At 57.8% G+C, this 25,645-nt stretch carries 26 protein-coding genes, 1 pseudogene and 2 riboswitches; of the genes and pseudogenes, 14 read left to right on the top strand and 13 right to left on the bottom strand.

The genetic code is table 11. From position 1 onward, the window contains the following. Together HMPREF0372_RS00630 and HMPREF0372_RS20415 are read left to right on the top strand one after the other, a co-directional pair. Positions 1-296: pseudogene (locus tag HMPREF0372_RS00630) on the top strand (hypothetical protein); the annotation flags it as partial. Between the two features lie 999 nt (positions 297-1,295). After that, positions 1,296-2,462 (top strand): C40 family peptidase, encoded by a 1,167-nt coding sequence (locus tag HMPREF0372_RS20415; RefSeq protein ID WP_230979245.1) that lies wholly within the window; start codon positions 1,296-1,298, stop codon positions 2,460-2,462. A gap of 41 nt (positions 2,463-2,503) precedes the next feature. On the opposite strand, the gene HMPREF0372_RS21255 is transcribed toward HMPREF0372_RS20415, so the two are convergent. The 4 genes from HMPREF0372_RS21255 to HMPREF0372_RS21165 form a co-directional block, all read right to left on the bottom strand. Next, on the bottom strand, positions 2,504-2,674 hold the full coding sequence (locus tag HMPREF0372_RS21255; RefSeq protein ID WP_414016150.1) for a DUF2284 domain-containing protein: 171 nt from the start codon (positions 2,672-2,674) through the stop codon (positions 2,504-2,506). A 54-nt stretch (positions 2,675-2,728) separates the two neighbouring features. Then, the gene (locus HMPREF0372_RS00620; RefSeq protein WP_039996387.1) at positions 2,729-3,097 is read right to left on the bottom strand and encodes a hypothetical protein; all 369 of its coding nucleotides are present in this window, start codon (positions 3,095-3,097) and stop codon (positions 2,729-2,731) included. Positions 3,098-3,188: 91 nt separating this feature from the next. After that, entirely contained in the window at positions 3,189-3,836 is a 648-nt protein-coding gene (locus tag HMPREF0372_RS00615; protein WP_007488033.1) for an adenosylcobinamide amidohydrolase, read from the bottom strand. A gap of 228 nt (positions 3,837-4,064) precedes the next feature. After that, the gene (locus tag HMPREF0372_RS21165) at positions 4,065-4,280 is read right to left on the bottom strand and encodes a metal-sensing transcriptional repressor (protein ID WP_330700776.1); all 216 of its coding nucleotides are present in this window, start codon (positions 4,278-4,280) and stop codon (positions 4,065-4,067) included. A gap of 109 nt (positions 4,281-4,389) precedes the next feature. On the opposite strand from HMPREF0372_RS21165, the gene HMPREF0372_RS19525 reads away from it, so the two are divergent. From HMPREF0372_RS19525 to HMPREF0372_RS00560, 12 genes are all read left to right on the top strand, one after another. Next, positions 4,390-4,788 carry a hypothetical protein gene (locus tag HMPREF0372_RS19525; protein WP_155116940.1) on the top strand — a complete coding sequence of 133 codons (399 nt, stop codon included), beginning with the start codon at positions 4,390-4,392 and terminating at the stop codon, positions 4,786-4,788. Between the two features lie 20 nt (positions 4,789-4,808). Further along, on the top strand, positions 4,809-5,525 hold the full coding sequence (locus tag HMPREF0372_RS00605) for a class I SAM-dependent methyltransferase (RefSeq protein ID WP_007488027.1): 717 nt from the start codon (positions 4,809-4,811) through the stop codon (positions 5,523-5,525). Positions 5,526-5,541: 16 nt separating this feature from the next. Then, entirely contained in the window at positions 5,542-6,345 is an 804-nt protein-coding gene (locus HMPREF0372_RS00600; RefSeq protein WP_007488026.1) for a class I SAM-dependent methyltransferase, read from the top strand. 8 nt (positions 6,346-6,353) lie between these two features. Next, positions 6,354-7,286 (top strand): nickel ABC transporter permease, encoded by a 933-nt coding sequence (nikB, locus tag HMPREF0372_RS00595; RefSeq protein WP_338029190.1) that lies wholly within the window; start codon positions 6,354-6,356, stop codon positions 7,284-7,286. Then, positions 7,283-8,137, top strand: a complete 855-nt coding sequence (locus tag HMPREF0372_RS00590; protein WP_007488024.1) for an ABC transporter permease — start codon at positions 7,283-7,285, stop codon at positions 8,135-8,137. Before nikB ends, HMPREF0372_RS00590 begins: the two co-directional genes overlap by 4 nt. Before the next feature lie 21 nt (positions 8,138-8,158). Next, complete coding sequence (locus tag HMPREF0372_RS21160) at positions 8,159-8,353, top strand: hypothetical protein (protein ID WP_007488023.1); 195 nt, start codon at positions 8,159-8,161, stop codon at positions 8,351-8,353. 51 nt (positions 8,354-8,404) lie between these two features. After that, on the top strand, positions 8,405-9,724 hold the full coding sequence (locus HMPREF0372_RS00585; protein ID WP_007488022.1) for an ABC transporter substrate-binding protein: 1,320 nt from the start codon (positions 8,405-8,407) through the stop codon (positions 9,722-9,724). A gap of 25 nt (positions 9,725-9,749) precedes the next feature. After that, complete coding sequence (locus HMPREF0372_RS00580; RefSeq protein ID WP_007488020.1) at positions 9,750-10,532, top strand: ABC transporter ATP-binding protein; 783 nt, start codon at positions 9,750-9,752, stop codon at positions 10,530-10,532. After that, positions 10,533-11,306: an ABC transporter ATP-binding protein gene (locus HMPREF0372_RS00575; protein WP_007488018.1), complete on the top strand. Its 774-nt coding sequence runs from the start codon at positions 10,533-10,535 to the stop codon at positions 11,304-11,306. A gap of 139 nt (positions 11,307-11,445) precedes the next feature. Beyond that, a riboswitch (cobalamin riboswitch) is annotated at positions 11,446-11,637 on the top strand. A 161-nt stretch (positions 11,638-11,798) separates the two neighbouring features. After that, entirely contained in the window at positions 11,799-12,125 is a 327-nt protein-coding gene (locus HMPREF0372_RS00570; protein WP_039996382.1) for a hypothetical protein, read from the top strand. A gap of 520 nt (positions 12,126-12,645) precedes the next feature. Continuing rightward, positions 12,646-12,924 (top strand): cysteine-rich small domain-containing protein, encoded by a 279-nt coding sequence (locus tag HMPREF0372_RS00565; RefSeq protein WP_039996380.1) that lies wholly within the window; start codon positions 12,646-12,648, stop codon positions 12,922-12,924. Between the two features lie 45 nt (positions 12,925-12,969). After that, complete coding sequence (locus tag HMPREF0372_RS00560) at positions 12,970-13,266, top strand: hypothetical protein (protein ID WP_007488015.1); 297 nt, start codon at positions 12,970-12,972, stop codon at positions 13,264-13,266. 788 nt (positions 13,267-14,054) lie between these two features. On the opposite strand, the gene HMPREF0372_RS00555 is transcribed toward HMPREF0372_RS00560, so the two are convergent. From HMPREF0372_RS00555 to HMPREF0372_RS00515, 9 genes are all read right to left on the bottom strand, one after another. Continuing rightward, complete coding sequence (locus tag HMPREF0372_RS00555; protein WP_155116939.1) at positions 14,055-15,740, bottom strand: ABC transporter substrate-binding protein; 1,686 nt, start codon at positions 15,738-15,740, stop codon at positions 14,055-14,057. Positions 15,741-15,772: 32 nt separating this feature from the next. Continuing rightward, positions 15,773-16,561 carry an ABC transporter permease gene (locus HMPREF0372_RS00550; protein ID WP_007488011.1) on the bottom strand — a complete coding sequence of 263 codons (789 nt, stop codon included), beginning with the start codon at positions 16,559-16,561 and terminating at the stop codon, positions 15,773-15,775. Further along, on the bottom strand, positions 16,554-17,558 hold the full coding sequence (locus HMPREF0372_RS00545) for an ABC transporter permease (RefSeq protein WP_155116937.1): 1,005 nt from the start codon (positions 17,556-17,558) through the stop codon (positions 16,554-16,556). The genes HMPREF0372_RS00550 and HMPREF0372_RS00545 overlap by 8 nt, the downstream gene beginning before the upstream one ends. After that, positions 17,524-18,243: an ABC transporter ATP-binding protein gene (locus HMPREF0372_RS00540; protein WP_007488008.1), complete on the bottom strand. Its 720-nt coding sequence runs from the start codon at positions 18,241-18,243 to the stop codon at positions 17,524-17,526. Before HMPREF0372_RS00540 ends, HMPREF0372_RS00545 begins: the two co-directional genes overlap by 35 nt. Continuing rightward, the gene (locus HMPREF0372_RS00535) at positions 18,212-19,159 is read right to left on the bottom strand and encodes an ABC transporter ATP-binding protein (protein ID WP_007488006.1); all 948 of its coding nucleotides are present in this window, start codon (positions 19,157-19,159) and stop codon (positions 18,212-18,214) included. The genes HMPREF0372_RS00540 and HMPREF0372_RS00535 overlap by 32 nt, the downstream gene beginning before the upstream one ends. A gap of 170 nt (positions 19,160-19,329) precedes the next feature. Continuing rightward, positions 19,330-19,517, bottom strand: a riboswitch (cobalamin riboswitch). A 368-nt stretch (positions 19,518-19,885) separates the two neighbouring features. Next, on the bottom strand, positions 19,886-21,667 hold the full coding sequence (locus HMPREF0372_RS00530; RefSeq protein ID WP_007488004.1) for an ABC transporter ATP-binding protein: 1,782 nt from the start codon (positions 21,665-21,667) through the stop codon (positions 19,886-19,888). Beyond that, positions 21,654-23,375 carry an ABC transporter ATP-binding protein gene (locus HMPREF0372_RS00525; protein WP_039996379.1) on the bottom strand — a complete coding sequence of 574 codons (1,722 nt, stop codon included), beginning with the start codon at positions 23,373-23,375 and terminating at the stop codon, positions 21,654-21,656. The genes HMPREF0372_RS00530 and HMPREF0372_RS00525 overlap by 14 nt, the downstream gene beginning before the upstream one ends. Beyond that, complete coding sequence (locus HMPREF0372_RS00520) at positions 23,327-24,574, bottom strand: ABC transporter ATP-binding protein (protein WP_007488000.1); 1,248 nt, start codon at positions 24,572-24,574, stop codon at positions 23,327-23,329. Before HMPREF0372_RS00520 ends, HMPREF0372_RS00525 begins: the two co-directional genes overlap by 49 nt. Continuing rightward, complete coding sequence (locus HMPREF0372_RS00515) at positions 24,574-25,587, bottom strand: FecCD family ABC transporter permease (RefSeq protein WP_039996377.1); 1,014 nt, start codon at positions 25,585-25,587, stop codon at positions 24,574-24,576. Before HMPREF0372_RS00515 ends, HMPREF0372_RS00520 begins: the two co-directional genes overlap by 1 nt. Between the last annotated feature and the right edge of the window lie 58 nt (positions 25,588-25,645).

The raw sequence follows: 25,645 nt of genomic DNA, 5'->3' as shown, positions 1-25,645 counted from the left end.
AGCGGTGGCAAGGCGCCTTTACCCTACCCTACGATCTGCTCGAGTCCCACACGGCCCGGACCATGCTGGCCAACAGCGAGTTCCTGGTCATGCTCAACCAGGCCAGCACCGACCGGCTGGAGCTGGCCCGGCTGCTGAACATCTCCGACAACCAGCTCTCCTACATCACCAATGTGGACTTTGGACGGGGTCTCATCAAGTGCGGCAGCGCCATTGTGCCCTTCATGGACAATTTCCCTCGTCATACGCAGCTCTATAAACTGATGACCACCAAGCCCTCTGACTTGGCCGCGTAATAAAACCAGGGAGGGGCCAAGGCCCCTCCCTCCTGGATCGAGGTGAGATATATCGATAAAATCAAAGAGAAACCCCAGGTGCAGCACACTTTGAAAGAACGGGTCAAGTCCGCACCGAAGGAATTGATCCGGCGGGGGCTGGACGATGGCACAGAACGCCTGCGGAGCCAGCTGCGGGACACGGCCCAACACGGCCAACGGGATAACTTCGGCGGTGACCAGCTGGGCGATGCCGAGGTGAGCGGTGTCAAACGGGCGGAGCAGCTGGCCGAGCGTCTGCTGGGAAAACGAAAGAAAGGTGCAAAGCACACCCCGGATGCAGGCCCGGACAGATACCCTGGCAGTCATGATACTCCGGAAGCCGCAAAGCCAAGAGATGACAGTATTCTGCCTCCAAAGGACCGCCTTCGCAAAAAGGAAGCGGGAGATCCGCTCCGGGCGCAGAGTGCGGGCAGAAGCCGCCCCCAGCCGCAGTCTGCACTCCAAACGCCTCCAAAGAGAAATATCAAGACCAAGGACGCCTATCTGAAGATGCAAGCCGACCCCGCGCCTGCCACACCGCCAAGCGCCTTGCAGCAGAGAAAATCGTCCTTTGTGCGGGAGCGCCAGGGCACCCTTCTCCGCAGCGGGATACTGGAGCGGCGCTTGCCCGCAAGAGAGGACGGTCCCTCGGCAGATTCTCCCTCGGGAAAACGGCCACAAGGTATAGAGGCCCGCAAGCATCTATATCAGGTGTCTGGGCAGACAGATGGTTCTCATGTGCAGCCCCGGCCTCACGTTGAAACCTCCAGGCAGGCTATGGGCAGCACCGCAAAGACGGCAGTAAAAGAACGAGGCGTGCCGGTCAAATCGGCTGGCCATCCCATTCGCAAAACGTCTGGAATTGGAAAGCCGGGTGGGAAACCGCCTGTAAGAGCGTTTCCGGCCCGACAGGCCCGCCGTGCAGCAGAGGCGGGAGCCAGGCTGGCACGAACCCAAAAGGCCGCAAAGGCGGCCCGTTTGACCGCCAGACAGGCCGCACAGGCGGCAAACCGCGCGCTCCGCGCCGTGATCGCGGCAGCTAAGGCTCTGGCCGCCGCGGCCACGGCAGGCGGTGGGGTGGTAATCGCGGTGGTGGTTGTCATCTGTCTGTGCGGCATCATCCTCGCCTCACCGCTGGGCATCTTTTTTGCCGGGCCTGATGAAATGACCGGAGCCGTCTCTCCCGCCCAGGCAGTGGCACAGATCAACGGCGAATTGGGAGAGAAGATCTCCAGTATGCAGGCGGAGGGTGGATATGACACGCTGGAGATCCAGGGGCAGCCACCCCCCTGGTCTGATATCTTAGCGGTGTTTGCCGTCAAAACGGCGGGCACTGCTGATGGAACGACCGTGGCGATATTGGATGCGGCCAATGTGGAGGCCTTGCGCACAGTCTTCTGGGACATGACAAAACTTGCCTCCTCCTCCAGAGAGGTGGAGCATCCCGCCTCCGGAGACACTCCGGCCTGGACAGAGCAAATACTCACTGTGACGATCACCGCCAGGACGCCGGATGATATGCGGGTATTTTATTCTTTCACCGAGGGGCAGAATAAGGCTCTGGATGAACTGCTGGCAAACTCCAGCCTACTGACTGCTTTGGCAGGGGATCTCACGATCTCTGACGCCACAGCCAAAAAGCTGCTGGCTGACCTGCCCGCTGACCTGGACCCGGAGCGCCGGGCTGTGGTGGAGACCGCCTGCAGGCTGGTAGGCAAGGTCAACTACTTCTGGGGCGGGAAGTCCCTGGTGATTGGCTGGGACTCCCGCTGGGGACAGCTCACCAAGGTATGGGCAGACGGCAGCTCGACTACCGGAACCTATCTGCCCTACGGGTTAGATTGCAGTGGATTCGTCGATTGGGTATTTTACAATGTCACTGATGGAGAGTACGTCATAGGCCACGGCGGCGGCGCTCACATGCAGCACACCTACTGTACCCCCATCTCTTGGAATGAGGCCCAGCCAGGTGATCTGGTATTCTATCCCGGTGATGAACACGTGGGAATCGTAGGTGGCAGAGATGAGAGCGGAAACCTGCTCATCATCCACTGCGCGTTCAGCCAAAATAATGTGGTTATCACTGGGCTAAAAGGGTTCACTTCAATTGGAACGCCAGCGCACCATACAGAGAATTGGAAATGACAATAGGTAATCATACCGAAGGTGGACAGCCGACCGGCCTCCTAGGCAAATTCCAGGCCGCACTTCTGAGAGATCGCGGCAACGTCAATGCAATGGGCGGAAATACAGCTGATCCTCTGCTCCGGGAAGGGGCACGGCTCATGCTTCACCCGTTTGCATGGGGTGCAAAGCTGGCAGCCGTTATACCCCGCGGCAAAGTCCTCATACCCCACTCGCCGAACAGCGCCCACAGCGGTTTTCTTCACAAAACGCCCGGAACTTCCGCTCTACCGGGATTTCCCCTGATACAGTTGCCCCTGCTCATCCAGGTGCTCTGCCAACAGCCCGCTCAGAAATCGTGCAAGCCGCTGGATAAGCGGAAGTTCTCTGGCAACGGGTACATCGCAGGTATAATGCCGCCTTATCTCCTCCAGCAGGTGGCATGTCCAGTCGTCCGCTTCGCCTTGGGTCAACAAGCCGGCGCGGTATTCATCGGCCAGATGCACATAGAGCGCCACCGCCCCTACCAGGAAGGAGTCCCGGTCAATCTTCTCCAGAGTATGAGAAAAGTTCGCCCACGGTACCGGGCAGGCCGCGGCACATTGTTCCCACAGGCTAACCGCTGTGATCCCAAACCGCTTTAGCCTCTTCAGCACGGAATGCTGCTCCTGGGGGCAGCATCCAGTCTGCCGAAACAGCGCCTGAGACGTGGCATCTCTCACTGCAAGGGCAGCCAACTCACCCAGTTTAAAGTGCTTTCCGGCGTTCAGCAGGGGGGTCCCTATCTGCATCGCAGATGATGACCATGCCGTCTGTACCGGTGCCTGTGGCAAGCAACTCCGAAACACTGCTGCCCAGCATGAGATCCCGCAGCACCGCTGTCTTGGCTTCGGTGGCAGTGAGCATCAGCTCCGCCATGGCGCCAGGCACCAGAGACTGGCCTGTAATCAGAAAGATGTTGATGGTACCGCTGGGAACAGGACAGGGCTCACCGGCGGTCTCCCAAAGCGGCGCTGGATCGCCGGCACAGAGCGCATTGACGTCCGCTCCGCCCGAGACCGCCGCCGTGAGCCACAGATCTCCCCAGTTTTTGGTGACCAGCACCATATTGTCCAAGTTGGCGGCAGTATCTAAGCCGGTGGTATGCGCCGGATCCAGCCCCAATTGCTCCGCCACCGCGATTTGGTGTTCCAGCATGTTCCTGCCCAGCATCGGCCGACAGACCCCGGTCTTGCCGCAGTCGCAGTAGTTGAACGCGGAAGTGAGATCATAGCGTAAGCCGCCTCCGTTGGCCGCCGTGGACAAAACCGCACGGGGACCGGAGAAATGGAAAACAGCGGCCTGGGCCGTACAGGTCAGGCTGTCACCGTTCAGCATTTCAAATTCTCGCTCCATGTTATCCTCCAAGCCGCGTTGTAGTAGTTCATTATAACAGCAGCTCCAGAAGATCGGAAGGAAAAATCCGCTGCGCTGTGCAGAAATAGCGCCACAGATGTTCCGTTATCTGAACCTGCTGCTTATCAAAAAGGAACCCTGTCATTTCTGGCAGGATTCCCCACATTTCGCTCCAATCACAGCGCGGGCCCAACATATCTCTTACTCTGAACAAAGCAGGCACACGCTCTACCTCATAAACTGATCTATCGCTTGATTTAACTGCTCCACGGTTTTCATATCCCCGGTTTCAACAGCATCTACCAGACAGTGGGCGATGTGATCTTTTAGAATAATCTTTCCTGTGCTGTTCAGGGCAGAACGCACCGCTGCCAGCTGAATGAGAACATCGGAGCAGTCGTCACCACGTTCTACCATATTCTTTACTGTTTGAAGATGTCCAATGGCTCACGCCAGGCGATTCAGTACTACCTTGGTCTGTGTATGGGGATGTAGGTGGGTGTAGGAATGTTCTTTTCCTTCCATTTCGGGGTGGATATGAGGGTGCTCAGAGTTGCTCATAAAACTGCCTCCATCTTTTGTCAAGCTTATTGTATGGAAAACAGCGAAAATTGTCAAGGACGCTAATCATTTAAAAAATCCCGTCAATATCCCCCAGGGGGGCTTCCATGCGCTGCCGTTTATTGCTAAAATAAAACAACCGGGCGCGGCGCGTTCGCAAGAGACAGGCAAAGGCACAGCCTTTGTATGTGCGGCATTGAAGTGCTGCACGGCGGGCAGAAGTCCGCCGCTCTGTTTGATTTCCCGGGCATCTGTTATTATGTTCGGGTTAAGCCTGTGTGTAATGATTGCTGAAGTAATCGAAAACGGATTGAAGTCCGCTGTATTTGTACACTTCTCGTACAAACAGCGGACTTTTTGTATCCAGCAATTTAAGCCGACAGGCAAATAAACGGAATTGTGAGGTTCCTCATGATGAAGCTAAAAAGACAAATCACCAATTACTGGTCCCAGCGGGTGGAAGGTTTTTCCTCCCTTCGGCGCAGGGAGCTGGCCAGTGAAAAAAGCCGCCTGTGGCGGTTGGAATTGGAGCGGTATCTCCCCACCAGCGGCACTCTGAAGATCCTGGATGTGGGTACTGGAACGGGGTTTCTCGCCTGCCTACTGGCAGAAAAGGGGCACCAGGTTACAGGAATTGATCTGACGCCAGATATGATCACCGCAGCAAAAGCCACAGCTGCCTGTCTTTCCCTTCCCGCAGACTTCTTGGTTATGGATGCAGAAGAGCCGGCGTTTGCCCCTCGGAGCTTCGACGCCATTGTCACTCGGAATCTGACCTGGACCCTGCCCCATTTGGAGGCGGCTTACGCTCGATGGCATACACTGCTCAAGCTTGGCGGAGTACTGATCAATTTCGATGGGGATTACTGCCGGGAAAAGGTCCCGGATGTTCTGCCCCCTAACCATGCCCATCAGGGAATCGGCGCAAAACTGATGCTGGAGTACGAGAGCATGAAGGACATCCTCCGCCCAACTCAGCAGCCCCGTCCCCAATGGGACATCATGCTTTTAAAAAGAGCCGGTTTTCACAACATACAGGTGGATCAGAGTATTTGGAAGCGGGTTTACGGACAGGCAGATGAATTCTATAATCCAACCCCGATCTTTACTATTTCTGCCATTGCATAACGGAGGATGATAGAATATGAAAAATACAATACCGTATGCCGGTCAAAACATCGCATACTGGACCAAGCGAGCGCCTGGATACTCCAGTGTCAATCAGGAGGAGCTGCGTACCGGACAGCGCCGAGTGTGGAGCCATGCCCTGGACAGTCGTATTCAGGAGCATTTTCCCAATCGGCTGCGGGAAAGCATCCGTGTGCTGGATGTTGGAACAGGACCGGGCTTTTTTGCTATTGTGCTGACATTGCTGGGCTACCAGGTGACGGCAGTGGATTATACGCCTGCCATGCTGGATCAGGCCCGGAAAAATGCAGGAAATTTGGCAGAGCAAATTAATTTTCTCGCGATGAATGCAGAGGAACTTACTTTTCCAGACAATAGTTTTGATGTGGTGGTATCCCGTAATCTGACCTGGAATCTGCATGCGCCGCACAAAGCTTATGAGCAATGGAGCAGAGTTTTGAAACTGGGCGGCCTGCTACTGAACTTTGATGCAAACTGGTATCGCTATCTCTATGATGACCGGGCCAAGGCGCAGCACCAGACCGACCGGGAAAATGTGCGCCTCACCGGAGCTGAAGATGACACAGCAGGAACGGATGTGACGGCGATGGAGGCGATTGCCCGCCAGGCTCCACTTTCTTTACATATCCGCCCCGCCTGGGATCTGGAGACGCTGGCAGGGTTCGGCATGGAGGCCTCCGCAGATCCGGAGGTATGGAAACAGGTATGGACACAGGATGAGTGGGTCAACAACGCCTCTACCCCCATGTTTTTAATTTCTGCGGAAAAACCTATTGGCATCGGGGCAAATGCGTCATGAGACGGTATGTGATAAAGCGGCTTTTGCAGCTCATTCCCATCCTTCTGATTATTACCTTTCTTTCATTTGCCATGATGCGCCTGGCAGGCAGCGATGCAGTGCTGCAAAAGATGGAAAACACAGGTATGGTTGCCTCTCAGGAAGTGATAGACGCGGCAAGGGCGGAGCTGGGATTGGACAAGCCTTTTTTGACCCAATATTTTGTATGGCTGACGGACCTTCTGCGGGGAGACATGGGGACAAGTTACATCTCCAATAAAGATGTTTTCTCGACCTTTCTGTCAAAACTTCCTGCCACGCTGCTGCTTACCGTGGTTTCTATCGGTCTTACCGTGGTAATCTCCATCCCCCTGGGCATTTTGGCCGCGGTAAAGCAAAACCGATTGACGGATTATCTGATTCGTTTTTGCAGCTTTCTCGGAAACAGTATGCCAAATTTCTTTGTTGCACTGCTGCTGATGTATTTTTTTGCAATCCGCTTGGAATTGTTGCCCGTTATTTCACGAGAACTCAGCTTTCAAAGCGCAGTGCTTCCGGCCCTTACCCTTGCCATCGCCATGTCCGCGAAATATCTCCGCCAGGTAAGGGCCACGGTTCTGGATGAATTGAGCAAAGATTATGTAATAGGTGCCAGGGCCAGAGGGATCCGGTTTCGCAGTACACTTATAAAAAGCGTGCTGAGGGCTTGCCTTGTTACAATTATTACCCTATTGACCCTGTCCATTGGAAGCCTCCTGGGGGGAACCGCCATTGTGGAATCCATTTTTATGTGGGATGGCGTAGGAAAACTGGCCGTTGATTCCATTAATATGCGGGACTATCCGATGATTCAGGCCTATGTCATGTGGATGGCAATCATCTATGTATGTGTTAATCTGATCACAGACCTCTCCTATCGGGTGCTGGATCCCAGGATTCGTTTGGGAGGGGTGGAAGCATGAGTGCCGGCAAAATCTCTGTACGGAAACCCAAAATACGAAAAAACAATGTAAAGAGACGGCTGTTTGTGTTCCTTCTTTTAGCACTGCTGCTTATGCTGGTGGTGATTTTCGCGAGACAGATATGCCCATATGATCCGGACGCTCAGATTTTTGGAAGCCTGGAGCCCCCAAGCCTGGAGCATCCGGGCGGTACCGACCGATATGGCCGCGATCTTTTCTCCCGCATTTTGGTCGGCCTTCAAACCAGTATTCTGTCTACGCTGTCTTTGGTGGCCATTATCACTGTGGTGGGCACGACAGTGGGCGTGCTCTGCGGCCATCTGGGCGGTGTAATGGATTCTCTGATGATGCGCGTTTCGGATGTGTGCCTGGCCTTTCCGGGGCTGGTATTCGCTCTGGCCATTGCCGCGCTGCTCAACGGCGGATTACAGAACGCCGTCATTGCCCTGGCCGTCATCAGCTGGCCCAAATATGCCAGAATTGCCCGCAGCCAGACCCTGGCTCTAAAAAATACCGACTACATCGCGGCATCTCAGCTGGCGGGCTGCACAGGTGCGCAGCAGATCTTCCGGCATATTCTGCCCAACAGTATGGGTCCCATCTTGGTCACCGCTATGCTGGACATTGGAACCATGATGATGGAACTGGCTGGATTGTCATTTTTGGGTCTGGGGGCTCAGCCGCCCACAGCTGAACTGGGCAATATGATGAGCGGCGGGCGCAGTATGCTTCAGACTTACCCTTGGGTCATCATCGGCCCGGGAATTGCAATTTTTATAGCTGTTGTAATTTTTAACCTACTAGGCGATACGGTCCGGGACTATCTAGATCTCCGCAACAGTCACAGATAAGAGCGAAAAGGAGAGAATTTGATGAGAAGATGGAAAAGATCGTTGATACTGCTGCTGGCAGTATGTCTGAGTGTCAGTTTCCTGTCCGGCTGTACTTCGAATGGTGGTGAGGAAACTGGAGAAGGTGCTAAAACCAGATTTGTATTTGGAGATACCACATTTAACCCAGAAAATGAGGAGCCGGATGTTAATCCCCACAACACCTATTCCGGGTAGGCCTGTATCCGCTACGGGATTGGTGAGACCCTGTTTCACTACTCCGACGCGATGGAAATTGAGCCCTGGCTGGCTACCGACTATGAATTGGTAGACGAACTGACATGGAAAATCACCCTGCGGGAGGGCGTCACCTTCACCAGCGGACGAGCCTTGGATGGCCAGGCAGTGAAAGAGTGCCTGGAGCACCTGGTAGAAGTCCATGACCGAGCCAAGGGCGATCTGATGATCGACACAATTACTGCTGATGGGATGACGGTTACCATCAAAACCTCGGAGCCCAACCCCACCCTTCTCAATTACCTCAGCGACCCCTACGGCTGCATCATCGACATGGAGGCGGGCATTACCGAAGACGGCATTGTGGCGGCCACAGGGCCCTATATCGCGACGTCTCTCATCTCCGGCGAGGAATTGAACCTGGTGAAAAATGAGAACTACTGGAACGGGACGCCCGGCTTTGACGAGATTACTGTGCTGACCATTTCCGACGGCGACACCTTGACTATGGCCCTCCAGTCCGGGGAAATTGATGGTGCTTATGGTATGCCTTACGCCAGCTACCCTCTGTTTGAGAGCGAGGATTATACCTTCTCCAGCTGCGCCACCAGCCGGGCCTTTTTTGCCCACATGAATTTTGAGAGTGAGATTATTCAGGATCCCGCTGTCCGCCAGGCCATTGCCATGGGTATCGACAAAGAGCGGTTCGTAACCGATCTTCTGGACGGCAATGGCTACCCGGCCGTGGGAGTTTACCCCGATAACTTTACCTTTGGGGGCGATGCGGTAACCGCAAAAGAATATGATCCTGATGGCGCAAGATCCGTTTTGGAGGCAGCCGGCTGGGTGGATACCGACGGAGATGGTTACCGAGAGAAGGATGGGCAGAAATTGACCATTCGCTGGCTCACCTATCCCAGCCGCCAGGAACTACCTCTGCTGGCCGAGTCCGTTCAGGCAACACTAAAGGATATCGGCATCGAGGTGGTCATCAACTGTACTGCGGATCATAACAGCATCCGCGTGGATCCCACCGCTTGGGACGTATATGCCAGCGCCATGGTGACTGCCCCTACCGGCGATCCTGCCTATTTCTTCACTACCCACTGCCTGGACAGTTCCGCCGTCAACAACGGGCACTACCATAGTGACAAGCTGGAAGCATTGGCAGCGGAACTGTCAATGACCTTTGACACGGATCGCAGGGGCGAGTTGGCGGTAGAAATGCAGCAGACTCTGCTGGACGACAACGCCTTTATCTTTTGCTCTCACCTGAAGATGAGCATGATTTCCCAGTCTGATGTCACCGGTCTGGTGGCCCATCCCTGCGATTTCTATGAGATTACAGTGGATCTGAAACCCACCGCGTGACCGGAGGAGATGGGGGGCATACCATATGGAAGAACTGCTTACCTACCAGTCTGTGGAGGTCAGCTTCAACGGCCTGCCGGTGACACATGACGTAAGCTTTACCCTGCATTCGGGAGAGATCCTGGGTATTGTGGGGGAATCAGGCAGCGGCAAGAGCACCCTTCTGAAAACGGCTATGGGGCTGCTGGGCAATGGCGGCTTGGTCACCCGCGGCGACATCTGGTTCCAGGGCAGAGATCTGCCGGACTTAAAGGAAAAAGAAATGCGGAAAATTCGCGGGGCCGAAATCGGCATGATTTTTCAGGATGCCGGCGCATCTCTCTGCCCTATCCGTACCATCGGGGACCAAATCTATGAGAGTATGATTGCTCACGAGACGATTACCCGTGAGAAGGCAAAAGAAAAAGCATTGTCCCTATTTGAAAAACTCCAATTCAGAAATGGGCAACGGATCTGGGACAGCTATCCCTTTGAACTGTCCGGAGGAATGAACCAGCGGGCAGGCATTGCCATTTCCATGCTGATGGAACCGTCTGTGTTGCTGGCGGATGAGCCTACCAGCGCATTGGATGTAGCGGTGCAGAAACAGGTCGTTCAGGAGATGCTGCATCTCCGCGGTATATTCGGCACAGCTATTATGCTCGTTACCCATGACATTGGTGTGGTATCTGCCATGGCGGATACGGTGCTGGTTTTAAAAGACGGGCATGTGATGGAATATGGACCGATACAACAAGTGCTGCAGGCGCCTCAAGACCCTTATACACAGGAATTGCTGGACGCAGTACCAAAACTCCGGAGGGCATAGATGGAACCTATTTTAGAGGTCAATGACCTGACCAAGACATTTTCTGTGAATGGGAAGGCGGCTCTCACCGCTGTCGATCATATGAGTTTTCGGTTGTATGAGGGAGAGATCCTGGGCATTGTGGGGGAGTCAGGCAGTGGCAAGAGCACTCTGGCAAAACTGATTTGCCGCCTGACAGACCCAACGTCTGGTTCCATTCATCTATGCGGACAGGATATCACCAATGCAAAGGGAAAAGAATTGCGTGAAGCTTACCGGCAAATGCAGATGGTGTTTCAATCGCCTATGAGCTCTTTTGACCCTCGAAAGACCATTGGATATGGGATCGGAGAGAGCCTTGCAAACTGTGGAATCCCCAAAGCGGATCGGGTGGTACAGGTTTCCTCCCTGCTGGAGCAGTGCGGTCTGCCCAAGGAGTTTTCGGAGCGGTATCCCCATGAAATCAGTGGCGGGCAGTGCCAGCGGGCTGCCATTGCCCGCGCCCTGGCAGTGGAACCCGGCCTTCTGATCTGCGACGAGGCTACCAGCGCACTGGATGTCACTATACAGCAGCAGATCATGTCTCTTCTGACCCAACTTAAAACAGCGCGCAGGCTGTCATTTCTGTTTATCTGCCACAATCTAGCCCTTGTGCAATCCTTCTGTGACCGGATTTTGGTCATGCAGGAAGGGCGCATTGTGGAAGTCGGAACGCCGGAAGAAATAATCTTCTCACCAAATACAGAGTATACCAAACAACTTGTGGATGCTGCGTATACCTCCCGCTGTACCTAAAGCTAACATACAGGCAGCCGCAGAGCGAGCGAAAAACTTCAGCGGCTGCCTTGCTTTTCTTCATATAATTGGAATCAAGTAATATTCTCTTTCCTATTGACAGGAGATTGACAGATACCGTAAAATGATTTTAATAAGACAACTGAATACTCTTTCAAGTGCCTGATGAAGATCAGGGTAAAAGGGAATCGGGTGAAAATCCCGAGCGATCCGGTCACTGTAAACGGGGAGCAAACCGCAAGTGCCATTGCCATGCAGTCACTGCACGGTGAGAAGGCGCGGCGCGCTATGATCCGCAAGCCAGGAAACCTGCTTGATTGGTAGATGGATAGGTATCTTCCGCAGAAAGTGTCCTGTCTGAAACCGTCCGTAGATAGTGGACAGTTTTAGCAGCTTGCTTTCCCCGGAAAGCAGGCTTTTTATTTTTGCCCCTGTATATTTGTGCGGCATATGATGTTCCCGATTCAGCATAATCAAGAAAGGCGGGCCTCAATGTCTGAAGAACTTTCCACGGCAGTGTCCAATTTCAGCAGCGCCAGTACACCACGATACCGGTGGCAACAGGCGGCGGCTGGAAATCATCCGCAGCAGGCGGAGCTTCTGGAAAAGCTGGAGCAGACCTGTCTCAAGCTGGGTAGACCGCCCAACCGGGAGGAGTTGGTTCCCGCCCTTCGCATAGAGCTCAATGCAGTCTTTGGCTCCCTGCACAGCGCCCTCCTTCAGCTGGGATGGACGCCCTTCTCCATGCCTGTAGCAAGGGGGTTCCACCGTAAGAGACGGAAGCAGAAAAAGACCGGCCGGCGGACCGGCAGCATTTGACAACCTACACCGGCCATATGTGCTATATTTAAATTTGTTCCCGTTCCCTCGCCCGGCGTCTGCTGCCGGTTTGAAAATTTCATATCACTGTATCTATTGCATGGTGTGGCCGTTTGCTGCAACGATCCTCTCACCAGGATCAGGCGGCGGCTAAAACGAATGGGATATCCAAGTCCCGCGCGACCGGCACTGTGTACGTGAGGCCATTCCGAAGCGGCTTAGGCCGCCTGGACGAAAGTCCGCCATTGCAGGGGTCAGTCCCTGTGAGAAGGTAGGAAATGGACGCAGAGAGCTACGCTCTCATAACGTAAGTCAGGAGACTTGCACCATGGCAGGATGCAGGCGAAAACAGCGGGCGTGTCCTCCGTTGTGCATGTTGATCTGCTCGCTGGCCTTCTTATTGAGGTCAGCGTGTTTTTGTCAAAAGGAGGCGCCGCCCGGCACCTCCTTTTTTGCGTTTACCGCCGGTCAGAACACCACACGGACTATATACCAATCAAAAAACGAAGGGAGACCAGATATGGAAACATCGACATCTGCAAAGCACTTTCAGTTCTTTTCCCACAGCAAATGCGAATACTTTCCCTGCCACCTCACCGATGATCCGGAGAACTTCAACTGTCTGTTCTGCTACTGCCCGCTGTATGCGTTAGGAGACAAATGCGGAGGAAACTTCAGTTATACCGCCGGCGGCCTCAAGGACTGCAGCGGCTGCTCCATCCCCCATCACCGGGAGAGCTATGGCTATATCACGGGCAAGTACGACGAGATCAAGAAGCTGGTACAAAAGACTGACTGACAGCAGCTCCGCTGCTTGCAACATCAAGAGTAGGAGGCAATCGCTATGATGAACCGAGCTTGGTTTGAAAATCCCGATCATGTGGTATATGTCGTAAAGGACGAGGTGATTCCCCGACTGTCCAGGGAACTGGGCATCTCCGATTTAGCCCAGCGGGTGGAAAACTTCCGCAAAGCGCCCACCCCAGACGGGGAAAACATCAAGGGGTGTAAGCGTACCACCCTGAAACTGATGATTCCCAATCTGGTTTTCCCGGAGCCCATCGAAATGGGAGAAAATGTGTGGATTTATATGGGTGAACTCTGCCCGGCCTACTGTCTGTACACTCCCTGGGCGGGATAGGATATCTCATAAAAGGGACCTCCCCACAAACCCGGTGCAAACCGGTTTGTCCGGCCCGGACTGCTTATCTAGCCCCACCATCATCCGTCCCGCCGAGCAAACGGGCGGGCATAGCGCAATGGCTATGCCCGCCCGTTTGCTGCTGTCAGACCGGCGGCACTCATCCCCACTGCCGCCCAGTCGGTGTCCATCACACCACACCGCTGTGATACCGAACTATTGCCCGCCGACCGCCGTCCTGCGTCTGTACAAAGTGGCGGCACAGGATGTTCCTGGCCGTTTCAGCATCTACCGTTCCGGGGATACAGCGGGCACATTCTCCCCGTATCAGGGCTTCGACGTCTGGATATCCTATTGAATCCAATCAGCACAAAACGAACGGCCTGCTTACCATCTGTAATCGTCCCTCCTTTGTTCACCATATCAGATTCTATTAATGTGGTGTAATTGAAAAGTAAAAATCAAGTGTTATGTTCTAAGTTCTTTGTCAATGCATTTTTTAGCTTCCTCAGGTGAGTATGAATCTCCATCTTTTTTAGATACTTAGAACTGGGGACATATTCGCTCAATCTGAATGTTGTCTTCCTCTTTAATACAAATATCCGGGAAATATATGCAATTCAGATGCTTTTGTACCCTATTTGCCGTATCTCCAGGTAGTAAAGGACCTGTCAAAAATTTGATTCTTCTGAAAATTTGTCATCTAAAAGTTGTCCCGGATTGACATTTTGCGATAAGCCACTTTTAAATCGTCCAGTGCCTTGGCGGCTACTCTGATGTCCTGTTGATTATTTACTCTGCAGGGTGAACCAGGTGTCGTAAGAGAAGGCGCCGTTACCGCTGCGGAAGGACCAGTTTGTGAAGTCTTGGGTGTTGTAGGGATAGAACATGCTCTCGACGCCCAGGGAAATAGCCACCATGTTGTCGGCCAGGTAGTGCTGGCTGTCGTAGGCGGCGGCGGCGTACTCCTCGGGGTTCTTGGAGTCGATGATCCGGGAGAAGAGTTCCACATACTCGTGGTTGTTGTTGGTGCCGTTCCAGGTCAACGTGCCGTCGGAGCCGGCCTTTTCCACCAGGCCCTGGTTGACGGTGTCGATGATGGCGACGCCCTGGGAGCAGGAGGTGATGGCAATCTGGAAGTCCTTGTTGCCGCGCCACCGGGCCTGCCAGGCGTCGGAGTTGGACACGTCCTCATCCAGGTAGGCGTCCAGGCCCACATCCTGGAGGTTCTGTACCACCACCTGGGCCAGCCGCTGGTACAGAACGCCTTTGGAGGCATTGTAAGCGGGGCTGACCATGATGCGCATGGGCGAGCCGTCCTTGTTCTCCCGGAGACCGTCGCCGTCGATGTCCACGTAGCCGGCCTCATCGAGAATCCGGTTGGCCTCGTCGGTATTCCGCTGGTTGGTGGGTAGGTCATCGGCGTAACCGATGTTGCCCGGGGAGATGACGCCCTTGGTGCCGGGGACACAGTAGTCGCCGCCGTCGGTGGCTGCCAGCAGATCATAGTCTAGGGCGTAGTACACGGCGTTGCGGATGTCCAGGTCGCTCATGAGGCTGTCCTGGAAGTTGAATTCGAGAATGGGGCCGCCCAGGTTCACTTCCTCGCCCACGTCCAGGTAATCCAATGCCTGGATGGCGGGGACGTAGTTGCCGGACAGGCCGGCGGCGTACTGGAACATGCAGTCGATTTCGCCGTTCTTGAAGGCCATGACCAGGCTCTCGGGACTCTCGTACAGGTGGAAGGCGATGCGCTTGATGGTGGGCGCACCCTCGTGATAGTCCTCATAGCGGTTGAAGTAGGCGATCTTGGCCTCGTCATCGTAGGAGTCAAAGACGTAGGGGCCGCAGCCGACCATGGCCTCGGGGCCGGTGAAGGACTTCAGGTCCTCCACGTTCTCCCAGATGTGCTTGGGATAGATGACGCAGCCGGCGCTGGACATGATCATGTGGCGCAGGAATACGTAGGCGCAGGAGCTCTGCATGTTGACGCGAATACTGGTATCGTCCAGGACCTCCACACTCTTCATGTACCGCAATGCCACCGAGGGCTTGAGGACATCGAGCCACAGGTTTAAGGAGAACTCGATGTCCTCCATGGTCAGAGGCGTGCCGTCGTGCCACTTGATGCCGTCCTGGAAGTAGAAGGTAACGGAGGTGCCGTCCTCAGCAATCTCGTAGCGCTCGCACAGGCAGGGCACCACCTCGTTGTTTTCTCCGTAGCGCACCAGGTTGCTGTAGAGGAAGCCGTCGTAGCTCAGGTACTTGATGAGCTCGCAGTAGGGGCTCTCCACGTCAAACTGGTAGATGCTGCCGACGTTGAGAAGTTCCACGTCGCCGCCGCCGGCATCCTGGGCGGTGGTCTGGTCCCCGTCCGGCGCAGCGTCCTCCGCCGGGGCGCTGCCGCAGGCACCCAGGGACAGCAGGGCCACCAGGCACAGCAGCAGTGCCAGAATCCGTTTTGCTTGTTTCATTCTCATTTTCTCCTTTCAAAACGTTGATCATTTCATCCCGCTTTTTGGTCCAGCCCCCGAAGGGACAGGAAGCAGAAGATGGTCAGACTGATGAGGACAATGGGGGGAATGTACCACCACCAGTATCCGTTGAAGATGCCGCCCACCCGGAAGGCGTCGCTGAGAGTGGTACCCCAGCTCTTGCTGGTCATAGGGCCTAGGCCCAGATAGCTGACGCTGGTCTCGGTGAGCATGGCCGAGGCCACGGACAGAAGGCCCTTGGTCAGAATGATCGCCCGCAGGTTGGGAAGCAGGTGCCGGATAAGGATGTAGAAGGGGCCGCAGCCCATGGTTTTACAGTTGCGAATGAAGCCCAGCTCCCGGAGCCGGAGGGTCTGGGTGCGGACCAGACGCGCCGTACCCACCCATCCAGTCAGGCAGATGCACAGGATGATGTTCCACACGCTACGGCTTAAAAAGGCCGAGAGCACGATGACCAGAGGCAGGGACGGGATGGTCAGGGCCACGTTGATGAACACCATGCTCACCCGATCCACCCAACCGCCAAAGTACCCGGCGCAGGCGCCGAGGAAGCTGCCGAACACGGTGATGACCAGGGATGCTGTGAACCCCACCAGCAGGGAGGTCCGGGCGCCGAATACTAGCTCACTGAAGATGTCCTGGCCCAGGTCGTTGGTGCCGAGCCAGTGTTCCGCCGACGGCGGCAGGAACGGCACCGTCATCTCCCAAGGGTCCCATGGCGCCACCACCGGAGCAAATACCGCCACGGCCAGCAGCAGAAGAAGGGGCCAGGCCCGCAGAAAAATCCGTCGTCTATTCATGCCACATTCCATCCTGAATCCGGGGGTCCACCAGGGCGCACAGCACATCCGAGAGGAGGTTTGCCAGCACCACGCACACGGTCAGCACCAGCAGGCTCCCCTGGAGAACCGGATAGTCGTTGCCGCCGATGGCCCGATATACCAAAAGGCCCATACCGTCCCAGTTGAAGATCTGCTCAATCATCATGGAGCCGGAGACGATGAAGCCCACCTCCATGGTGATGATCGTAATCATGGGCAGGGCCGCATTGGGCAGCACGTGGCGGAAGAGAATCCGCCCGCCGCCCAGGCCTTTGGTCCGGGCCACCAGGGCATAGTCGGCGTCCTTGGCCTCCACCACGCTGCTGCGCATCATTTGGAGTATATAAGCCGACTTGCTGACGGTCAGGACCCCCACCGGCAGCGCCATGTGCCACAGGGCGTCCTTCCAGTAGGCCACGCCGGTGAGGCCGCCGCTGGCCATGCCACCGGAGGGCGCCACGCCCAGCCAGAAGCAGAACACCATGAGCCCCAGCATGCCCAGGCAGTAGCCGGGCACCGAGTAGACCACCAGGGACAGCCGGGAGATCCACCGGTCCAGCCGGCTTCCGGCCCGCCAGCCCGCCACGGCTCCCAGAAAGATGCCAACCACAGCCGACAGGGCGATGGCCGGCAGCAGCAGCCGGAAGGTGCGGCCCAGCCGCTGTAAGATCAGCGTCAGCACCGGCACCTTGTTTTGGTACGACTGGCCCAGATCCCCGTGGAGCAGCCGCCCCAGATAGTTTGTGTACTGTTCCCACAGATTGCCGTCCAGGCCGTATTCCACCTCCAGCTCCTCCAGAACCTCCGGGTGAGCGGAGGTCAGGTAGAGGTAGTCCTCCTCCCCCACCAGATGCTCCAGGGGGTCGCCGGGCATGAAGCGGATCAGGAAGAAGTTGAAGGTGGCCACCACAAAGATGGTCATCACCGCCAGGGCCAGCTTCTCAGCGAAGTGGCGGATCAGATTCCGATTTCCCATGGACTTCCTCCTCTCCGGTGACGCATCCGTCGGCCAGGAAATAGCAGTGGGTACACATGTGGCGCATGACAGCCAGGTCGTGGGTGATGAGCAAGTACGCCGTTCCGTGGTTGGCCTGGTAATCCTTGAGAATCTGCAGGATCTGGGCCTGGGAGATGGCGTCGAGCATGCTGGTGGGCTCATCCAGCAGCAGCAGCAGCGGTTCCATGGACAGGGCCCGGGCCAGAGCCGCCCGCTGCAGCTCACCGCCGCTCAGGGACCCCAGGTCCCGGTGGAGATGCTCCTCGTAGAGCCCCACCTGGGCCAGCAGGTCCCGGAAGCGGTCCCGGTCGAAGGGCAAGCGGTGGACCCGGTAGGGCTCCATCAGGCTCTTTTCCAGGCTCCACCGGGGATCGAAGGCCTCCTCTGGGTGCTGATCCACCATCTGAATGGCCCGGCGCAGGGCACCCCGGTAAGGGGCCGCCACCGGCCGGTCCTCCCAGTAGATCCGCCCGCCGGTGGCAGGGAGAATCCCCGTCACCAGACTGGCCAGGGTGGTCTTGCCGCTGCCGCTCTTGCCGTAGATGCCCACGGTCTCCCCGGGGCCGATGGAAATGGACACATCCCGGAGGGCCGGCGTCCGGTTCCGGCGGAAGAGGCCGGAGGCGTAGGTCTTAGTCAGATGCTCGGTCCGCAGCAGTGTCATGGCACCGCACCCTCCTCTCCCCCACCGCCGTCATGGCGGGAACCTTCTGCCGGCACACGTCCCGGGCCAGCGGACATCGTCCGGCAAACCGACAGCCCAGGCGGCCGTAGTCCTCGTGGGACGGGGCAAAGCCCCGGGGATAGCGGAAGCCGTGCTCCGGCAGGGCCTCCAACATCATCCGGGCGTAGGGGTGCAGGGGACCGGAGAAAAAGGCCGCGGCTGGGCCGCTCTCCAGCAGCTGCCCAGCGTAGAGGACATGGATGTGGGTGGCGATGTCCCGGGCAAAGCGCAGGTCGTGGGTCACGCACAGCAGGGCCGGTCCGCCGGCTCTGGACAGGTCGGCAAAGAGGTCCCGGACGTCGTCCCGTCGCTCCGGGTCCAGCCCCTTGGTGGGCTCGTCGGCCAGGAGTAGCTGTCCACCGGCCCCGGTGCCCATAGCCACCAGGGCCCGCTGCTTCATGCCGCCGCTCAGCTGGTGGGGGTATCGTGAGACCCAGATCTCCGGTCGGGCAAAGTCCAGCCGCCCCAGCGCCGACACCGCGCGCTCCGCCGCCGCCTTTTGGCCCATGCCCAGATGGATTCGCAGGGGCTCGGCAATCTGGTCGCCGATCCGCATCAAGGGGTTTAAACCGCTGGCGTTGCCCTGGGGGATGTAGGCAATCTCCCGGCCCCGGATCTGGTTCCAAGCTTGGGGCGTCAGACCCAGCAGTTCTTGCCCGTTCCAACGGATGCTGCCGGTAACCCGGCCACCGCTGAGGCCCAGAATGCCCATAAGCAGCACACTCTTTCCACTGCCGGTCTCGCCGACGATGACATGGCGCTCGCCAGGCATTACAGTCAAAGACACACCATCCACTGGCCGCACGGCGCCGACGGCGGTGGAAAATTCCACGGATACGAATTCCAGATTCAACATACGGTTTCTCTCCTTTCTAAAAGATATCCCTGGTGCAAACTAGGAGAATGGGAACTACAGGCAAAAAAATGAGCGTTTCCGAATCTCTGTCGGAAACGCTCCAAATTCCAAATATAGTACCCTAATAAGGGTATACAAAAAGAAGGAACATTTCCTCATCCCAGAAATTGTTCTAGCACAGCTTTACGGCAGATATTCTGACTTCGTTTCATCCGTGGAAGCGCCTTCTCAGCGGATTGCCCACCAATGGCATTTTTGCTTCCACGTCCACGTTACAGCAGAGGTGACTGCATCGGATTCACACCGATTTCCCTGTTACCCGTCTTGTAAAAAGACGACCGTAAGGCTAAATATTATTTTGTATAAGTATATATAGCATTCTTCTATTGGAAAGTCAATATAAAGCATATCCCCATTTTATCGCGCTCCACACTCTAGATGCAGTTTATTTATTGCCAATCGGCAGTGCTCTCACTGTTGCCCAACTATAAAGTCACATCTTCTATTTACACCAACACCTCAGTAGAACCTGCCATTCGGATTGCATCTCCAACGGTGTATTAGGTGCCATATACACAATGGCCTGGAAGTGTTTTCAGTTACACCCTCTGTGTCGACGTCCTCCCCGAAATGATCTCTGACATTCTATAATGAGGTGATGACGTCGCCAATGCCCTACTCCTCAAACTATTGCCGCAACATCATCGTATTATGCTCCGATAATTTTTACTCTTCCTCCAATCCTTCATATGTACCAGCTTTTATAATTTTTCGTTCACTCACCACATAAACACGAGCAGCATGAAGGATCGTAGAGCGGCGGTGAGCAATCAGGAAACAAGTTCGTCCCTTCAATAGACGCATGGTTGCCTGCTGAATTCGCCGCTCAGTAGTGGTATCCACGCAACTGGTTGCTTCATCCAAAATTAGGATGGGGGCCTGACTTACCAGCGCCCGTGCAATCGCAAGAAGCTGGCGCTGTCCCTGGCTGAACTCTTCTGCAGCTCCCGAAATCACTGTGTCGTACCCCTTGGGGAGACGCTGAATAAATCCATGGATATTGGCCAGTTCTGCTGCACAAATCACATCTTCCCGCGAAGCTTCCGGCCGGGCATACCGCAGGTTGTCCAATATGGTTCCCTGGAAAAACACAGTGTCTTGGGGCACCACAGAAAAGCAACTTCCCAGTTCCTCTCGCCGGTATTGCTCCAGCGGCACCCCATCCAGCCGGATCGTCCCAGCTGAGGGATCATAGGCCCGGGTCAGAAGGTGAATCAGCGTGCTCTTGCCTGCACCGGTCTCCCCAACAAAAGCAATCACCTCTCCCGCCTTGACCCGGAAGGACACATGCTCCAGAACCGGCTTCCCCGGCTCATAGGAAAAGGAGACATCCTCAAAGGCCACCTCTCCCCGAACCTTCCGAGGGGAAATTGCATCTGGGACGTCCTGCGGCATCTCGGTTTCATCTAAAATGTCAAACAGGCGCTCAGCTCCCGCCACCGCCTGTTGGATGCTGGAAAAAAGGGCCGCAATGCTGTTGAGCGGCCGGCCCAGCTGCCGGGAGTAACCCAGGAAACTAACCACCAATCCGACCCGCACGGCACCCCGTAAAGCCAAGGCGCCTCCAACACAGGCAATCAGGGCGAACCCTAGATAATTCACCATATTCACCAGAGGGCTGAGCAGGCCGGCGCACACCTGTGCCTTGACCGAGGTGGCACATAGCGTCCGGTTCATGCAGTCAAATCGCTCCAGAATCTCCTCCTGCTGATGGTAGAGCTTGATGGTACGGCCGTTGGAAAGGGCCTCCTGCACCAGGCCGCTCAGTCCCCCCAGCTCATCGGCCTGCCGGCGGTAAAAATTGCGGCTCTGCCTGGAAATCAGATGGGTACACAGGGCGATGACCGGCACCGTGGCCAGGGCGGTCAAGGTGAGCAGTGGGCTTAGGACAGCCATGATGACACATGCGCCGGCCACAGTCAGCAGGCTGGAAAACAGGTATGTTACGGACTCCGCCGCCACAGTGCTGACATTGTCGGCGTCGCTGACCAGCCGGCTCATGGTGTCGCCGTGGGGGTGGCGGTCAAAGTAGGTGAGCGGCAACCGGCCCAATTTGGCAAAGCACGCCTGCCGGATGCGGTTCACCATCTTCTGGGAGAGAATCTCCATCCAGCGGCGGCGGCCCCAGTTGGCAATCCACTGCACCGCCGCAGCCGCCGCCAGCAGAAGCAGCAGCACGGAAAGGGTCGCTCGGTCCACCGCGTCTGCCCGGAAGCAATCCACCGCCAGTCCCAGTAGATAAGGCACCGCCAGCGATGCCAGCGTGGAGAGCACGGTGAGCAGGATGACCACCAGCAGCAAGCCCTTCCACTGGGCATATAGGGCCAGCAGACGGCGCAGCGTGCCCCGGCCGTTTTTCGCCTTGGCATACGGGCTGTACCGCTGCTGCAGGCTGCGCCGCTGGGGCGGCAGCGCGGCGCCGCCGGCCGGGTCGCTATGGCTCATCATCTTTCCCCACCTCCTCCGTCTGAGATGCCCACAGCTCCCGATAGACCGGACACGTGTCCAGGAGCTGCCGGTGGGTGCCCAGCCCCACCTGCCGTCCCTCCTCCAAAACCAGGATGCGGTCCGCCAGCCGGACCGAGTCCATCCGCTGCGTAATCAGAACCACCGCCTGATCCCGCCGCTTTCCAATCCCGTCCAGCACCGCCCGCTCCGTCCCGACGTCCAGCGCGCTGGTGCAGTCGTCCAGAATCAGCACCGCACTCTTGCGTACCAGCGCCCGGGCCAGGGAAAGCCGCTGGCGCTGTCCGCCGGAGAAGTTGATGCCCCCCTGGTCCAGCCGGGCGTCCAGCCCGCCGGCCGAGGCGACAAAACCCGCCGCCCGGGCGGTGCGGACCGCCTCCAGAAGACGCGCCTCCCCCGCCTGCCGGTCACCCATGGACAGGTTGTCCTGGACAGTGCCGGAAAACAGGGCGCTCTGCTGGGTGGCCACCGTCACCTGGCGACGGACCTCGCTCAGAGAAAGGGCCTCCAGCGGGCGGCCCTCCAGGCGGATCTCCCCCGCCTGGGGCTCGTACAGCCGGGCGCAGAGCCAGGCCAGCGTGCTCTTGCCCGCGCCGGTGGGGCCCACTACCGCCAGCCACTCCCCCCGATACAGGGAAAAGGAAACCTCCCGCAGCGCGGTGAGCCCGCTGCCGCTTGGATAGGCAAAGGACACCCGCCGCAGCTCCAGCAGCGGCTCCGTCTCCGCCGCCGGGCAGTCCGGGCGGGGTGCGTCCTGCTCCTCCGGCAGCTGAAAGACCTCTTCCACCCGCCGGGCGGAGGTCTGAGCCCGGATGAGGAATTTGAAGACGTCCACCAGCGTCATCAGGGCGGTGAGCATCTGGGTCATGTAGGTGACAAACGCTGACACCGTGCCCACCGCCGTCCCCTGCGCGCCCGCCGCCCACAGCACCGCCGCAGTGCCTAGATACACCGTGAGCGTGACCAGGGGGGCAAACCAGGCCGACATCAGCTGCAGATGGATACCCGCCTGCTCCAGCTCGGTGCTGCAGGCCTGGAAGCGGCGGGTCTCGGCCCTCTCCCGGCCCAGCGCCCGGATCAGGCGAATGCCCCGCAGAAAATCCTGCACCGTCGTGTTCACCCGGTCCATGGCGGCCCGCACCCGGCGGAACCGCCGGCTGCTCTGAGAGAGATACCAGAGGATCAGCGCCGTCACCAGCACCAGCACCACCACCACAATCCAGCTCAGCCCCGCGTCCAACCCTACGGCATACACCACACTGCCGATGCACAGGACCGGCGCCTTGATGCCGATGCGGAGGGCGGAGTTCACCGACTTGGAGAGCTGGTCACAGTCGCTGGACATCCGAGTCACCAGTGAGCCGCTGCCCAGGCTGTCCACGCCGCCCTCGGTGAGCCGGAGGCACTTGGCAAACAGGCCCCGGCGGAGGTCCGCGCCAAACCGCTGGGAGGCCGTGCCGGAGCAGAGGTTGCGCACCAGCACGCACACAATGCCCACCGCTGCCGCGCCCGCCATCTCCCGCCCCAGCTCCAGAATCCGGTCCAGCCGGCCCAGCCGGACGCCTTCATCAATCATGCGGGCCATCAGCGCGGGCAGCAGCAGCTCGCAGTTTGCCTCCACCACCACAAGCAGGACCGCCGTCAGGCAGTACCACCCATAGCGTCTGAGATAGCGCCAGACGAGGGACACGCCGCTCCCTCCTTTCCCCCGGTGGCCAGACGGGCCGCCGCATCGGTCAGCGCGTGGACCGTGTCAAACCGCCGCACGCCCGCCAGTCCCTCCAGCGGCTCCTGCCGCAGGGTGAGGATGGGCACCCCCGCCGCCGCGGCCGCCTGCAGCAGCCGGACGTTCTCCCGGTTGTAGTCTCCCAGGGCGGTGCCGCTGTCCACCACGCAGGCCGCACTGCATGCTGCCCTGACGGCAGTCCGTACGATTTCCGGGTCGGGCGGCGAAAAGCTCTCTGCAGTGTACCGGGCGGCCGCCAGGCTCTCCGCCACCGCATAGTCGATGTCACAGCGCTGGACAATGCCCGTGGAGAAGGGCAGTCCCCGCTTTTGCAGGGCCCGGAAGCACAGCGTTCCCTTGCCCTCGCCGGGGACCACAAACACCCGGGGCTCCCCGGACGCGCCGCTGAGCTCCAGACTGCCCGTCAGCAGGTGGAACACTCCGTCGTGGATGCCGTAGAGCTGCTGGATGGTGCTGTCGTCCAGCACGTCCTCCGGCGCGCCGCAGCGGAAAATGCCGCGGTCCTTCACCAGAACCACCACGTCGGCCAGCTTAGTGGCAAGATCCACCTCGTGGAGGGAGAGAATGACGGACAGCCCCTGCCGGGCTGTCATCTCCCGGAGAATGTTCAGTAGTTCCAGCTTGTGGCGGATGTCCAGATAGCTGGTGGGCTCGTCCAGGACGATCACCTCCGGCTGCTGGCAGAGCGCCCGGGCCAGCAGCACCCGCTGCTTCTGCCCGTCGCTGAGCTCGGTGAACCGGTGCTCCCGCAGCTCCAGAGCGTTGACCCGCTCCATGGAGTCCTCCACAATGCGGACGTCCTCCGGCGAGAGCTTGCCGAAGTGATTGGTATAGGGATAGCGGCCGGCGGCCACCACCTCCCAGCAGGTCATGAGCTCCGGCTCCACCCGGTCGGTGAGCACCACGGACACGTGGCGGGCAAGCTCCCGGTCGCTCATCCGGTCCAGATCCTTTCCGCTGATGGTGACCACGCCGCCCAGCTTGGCGAGATGCCGCGTGATGCTGCGCAAAATGGTGGACTTGCCCGAGCCGTTGGGCCCGATCAGGCAGAGAATGCCCCCCTGCCAGATTCCAATGTCAATCTCCTCGATGAGCGGCCGGCGGTGGTAGCCGACGGATAGGTTTTGGGTTTGAAAGTACATCAGCTGTTCCTCCTGCGTTTGATCATGAGCCAGATTACAACGGGGGCGCCCAGCACCGAGGTGACGGTACTGATGGTGAGCTCCGTTGGGGCAAAGGCGGTGCGGGCAATCAGGTCACTCACCAGGCAGAACAGGCTGCCGGTCAGGAAGGTGGCCGGAATGAGCACAATGGGCTGGGATGTGCGGAAAATCATGCGGGTGATGTGGGGCACGGCAATGCCCACAAAGGAGATGGGGCCGGCGAAGGCGGTGACGCAGGCCGACAGAATGCTGGACAGCAGCACCAGGGCGATCCGGAATCCGCGGATGTTGACCCCCATGCTCTTGGCGTAGTTCTCCCCCAGCAGATAGGCCCCCAGGGGCTTGGACAGGAAAAAGGCCAGAAACAGCGTGGGAATGCTGATGAGGGCTGAGGCCCCCAGAGTGGCCCAGGTCATGCCGGAAAAGCTGCCCATGGTCCAGACGGTGAAGTTCTGCAGCTGGTGGCTTTCCGCAAAGGTGATCATAAAATCGGTGCCCGCATCGCAGATGTAGCCGATCATCATGCCGATCACCAGCAGCATGGCCAGATTCTGTACCCGTCCGGCCACCAGCAGCACCAGAAACATGACCGCCAGCGCCCCCACAAAGGCCGCCAGAAAGATGACGTACGGCGAGAAGGCGCCCGCCGAGATGGGAATGGCCGCCAGCAGGAAAAATCCCACAAACAACCGGGACCCGGAGGAGATGCCCAGCACAAACGGCCCGGCAATCGGGTTTTTGAAAAAGGTCTGGAGCAGAAATCCGGCGATGGACAGCGCCCCGCCCAGCAATGCCGCCCCCAGCAGACGGGACAGCCGGATCTTCCACAGGATGTTTCCCTCCATCGAGCCATCGTTGCCCCAGCGCAGCAGTTCCCAGATCCGCTCCAGGCTCAGATGGACCGAACCGGTATTGATGTTCCAATAGAACAGGATTACCAGCAGGACCGCCAGCACGGCAAAACAAATGGCATTGCGGGTATGTTGTCTCATATCTCTCTCCCTCTCTGCAGCTTTCCCTGCCGGGAGGCGCCCGCCGGGGCGGGCGCCT

This window comes from Flavonifractor plautii ATCC 29863, from assembly GCF_000239295.1.
In the GTDB taxonomy this organism is placed as follows: domain Bacteria; phylum Bacillota; class Clostridia; order Oscillospirales; family Oscillospiraceae; genus Flavonifractor; species Flavonifractor plautii.
The sequence above is the reverse complement of the archived record's forward strand: the minus strand, read 5'-3'. Positions and strand labels throughout refer to the sequence as shown.